The sequence below is a fragment of the Brevibacterium sp. HMSC07C04 genome (assembly GCF_001815905.1).
In the GTDB taxonomy this organism is placed as follows: domain Bacteria; phylum Actinomycetota; class Actinomycetes; order Actinomycetales; family Brevibacteriaceae; genus Brevibacterium.
The window spans coordinates 24,202-26,779 of the sequence record NZ_KV823240.1; the positions used below are offsets into that span (position 1 = coordinate 24,202).

General features: G+C 55.1%; 2 protein-coding genes. Both read right to left on the reverse strand.

Annotated features, from left to right (window positions below):
• Window positions 1–1,004: hypothetical protein (locus HMPREF3162_RS02285; RefSeq protein WP_218079166.1), on the reverse strand; the 1,004-nt coding region annotated here is incomplete at its 3' end.
• A gap of 188 nt (window positions 1,005–1,192) precedes the next feature.
• Entirely contained in the window at window positions 1,193–2,440 is a 1,248-nt protein-coding gene (locus HMPREF3162_RS11765; protein ID WP_070574026.1) for a hypothetical protein, read from the reverse strand.
• Between the last annotated feature and the right edge of the window lie 138 nt (window positions 2,441–2,578).

Consider the following 2,578-nt stretch of genomic DNA (forward strand, 5'->3'; position numbering starts at 1 on the left):
CTTGGGTTAGGCGAAGGCGCGGGTGTTTCAGGCTCGTCTTCACTTGGGGCTGGTGAAGGATCCGCAGTTGGGTCGTCGCTCACCGCAAAAGAGGAACATGCAGTAAGGGTAGAAATATGCCTAACGATGCCATCGCGCGGCAGTCCTTTTCTTTCAAGCGATTCCACCCTGTTCTTTAGCTTCTGGCTGGAATCGCGAAAATACTGCTTGACATCTTCATTGTCAAACTCTTCAGCGTAGCTTTCGCCGAAGTCTGGTTCGAATTCTACTGCTCCAAAACTTGTCGAAGCCGAAGTTCCGTCGAAGAAGAAGCTATAAGGCCCTACAGGGAAGCTTCCGTCAGATTCTCCAAAGGAGTCTGAGCTGAGATTGAAGCCGATGGAATAGGTGCCCTTGACGTCTACAGTGTCGTTTGCTGCCCTGGGGAAATCCGGTGCGCTGTCGTTAAGTCCAGCTATTAAGTCGTCAGCTTTGTCGCCATACTCGTTTCTAAGCGCCTGTTCTAATTCAGGTGGAACAGGCGAGCTCCGCTGGTTCTGTTCTTTTCCACCAAAGGTGAAGGATACGGTTCCGTCAGGCCTCGGAGTGAAATACTGAAAATGGACGATCCTTTCGGGATCAATGGTCTCGAAGAAAAAGCCGCTTAAAGTAGAACTGAAAGGGAAAAACTTCATGTTCGTTTCCTTCATCAGGGAAGCGAACTGCTGCATCTCTGGACTGCTGTCTTCAGTGAGTTCATCTACGTAGGGGTGATTTCTCAAATCGCCTTTGACCACAACCATTTGGCCAAGCGCCTTGGGGTTTCGAGGCAGTCCCTTAGCGGTAATGGTGACGCCGTCCTGTCGGAACTGGGTTTCGGTGACGGGCATGGGCGCAGTGTTGATGAACCCCGGCGAATTCAAACACAGTGCCGACGCAGCTTGTGCTTGAGCTGGTGTTGTTGCGGCGATCGTGCTGGCAAGTGCAGTGCAGACAACAGCGGCGCTTGCAATGAGTTTCTTCATGGAGAGATCCCTTGGGTTGCTGTAGCTGTCCCTGACAGCACTGAGCTTCTAGGTGTAGTTCCTTCTGATGATGTTGTTCGGTTCCACAGTTCCACGCGCGGCGTTTATGGTTTGCGTTCCTGCTGAGCCTGAGAGGGGCTTGGCCCCTCTCAGGCTGCTGCTGGGTCAGTGCCCGTGGGCTGTGGTTATCACTGGCGCTGTGAACGGCGGCGTGAGAGCACAGTGATGGCTGTTCCCACTGCCAGGAGCGTTCCTGCTGCCGCGAGTGCGCCCATGATCTGAGCGCCTGTGCGCGGCATGGTACTCGGTGAGGAATCACCCGGGGTTGGAGGGGTGGATTCCTTTGGTTCCGGTGCGGGAGTAGGAGTGCTGCTCTCGCTCGGTTCCGGCGTTGGGGTTTCGCTAGGCGTTGAACTCTCACTCGGCGTCGGTGACGGCTCCGGCGTGGGAGTGCTGCTTTCGCTCGGTTCCGGTGTTGGGGTTTCGCTGGGCGTTGAACTCTCACTCGGCGTCGGCGAAGGTTCCGGCGTCGAGCTTTCGCTCGGTGTGGGCGAAGGTTCAGGTGTTGGGGTTTCGTCAGGTTCCGGTGTCTCAGGCGGAGCGTCGGTGACTGTGAAGCCGGTGCAGCCTAGAACCGGTGTGAATTCAGCATAACCGCGCGATCGATCTTCTGACACCCCCTGTTCGCGAAGCATGGCCTCACGGTTGTCGATGATCGGTTTGTACTCATCTTCGTACATGCGGTCGAGGGGAATCGGGACCAGGGAGTTGTTTTCATCGAAAGCAAGTCCGTACAGGTCATACGGGCCGCTTCTTGGAAGGGCCAGCAGCACAGTGTAATCGCCCCGATAATCGTCGTCTTTGCTTTCTGGAAGCTGCGATGACCACGGGGTCGTATTCAATTCATTGACGAGTTCTTCTTGTTCGGCACTCAGCGGTGATTTTTCTTTTGCCTCTTCTGCGCCGCCGAAAGTAAACGAAACCGTGCCGCTTTCATCAGAGACGACGTACCCTGTGCGCGCGATAACACCGGTGTTGTTCGGGTCAATGTCATCGAATATATAATTGTTGGGGTTTGCGTGCGAGATGTTCATAGCCTTAAGGGCTTTGAATTCTTCTAACCGAGAGGCGCTAAGCTCGCCGCCTGCCTCTTCGCGCGCCTTTTCCAGTAGGTCGTCGGTCGTCTGAAGCTTGCCCTTGATCACCAAAGCCACTCCCAGTGTGTTCGGGCGCAGGCCTTTGGCGTTGACGGTGATCTTTGCACCCTGCTGTTTCAGCTGAGTTTCTGTTATAGGCGAGGGGCTGATATTGAGAAGCCGCGGATCATCGAGGCAGAGGGGCCAGCGTCTGCTGTCTGCGTTGGCAGGCGCCGCCGTGGTGATGGAGCTGGCGAAGCCAATGCAGACAATGGCTGCCGCAGCGAGAAGTTTCTTCATAAACAGGACCTCAGTGTGTTGTCAAGTGTCGTATTAGCTACCATTTTCGTGATTTTGTTCGAACTTGCAAGTAGAGGTCAGGATTCACTCAGACTCTTTGGGCATGCAAAGGGCGGGCCTCGGGTTTCCCGAGGCCCG

What these genes read in the sequence shown, in the direction of transcription:
- HMPREF3162_RS11765 (WP_070574026.1), bottom strand. Translation starts at nt 2,440, where the DNA reads ATGAAGAAACTTCTCGCTGCGGCAGCCATTGTCTGCATTGGCTTCGCC.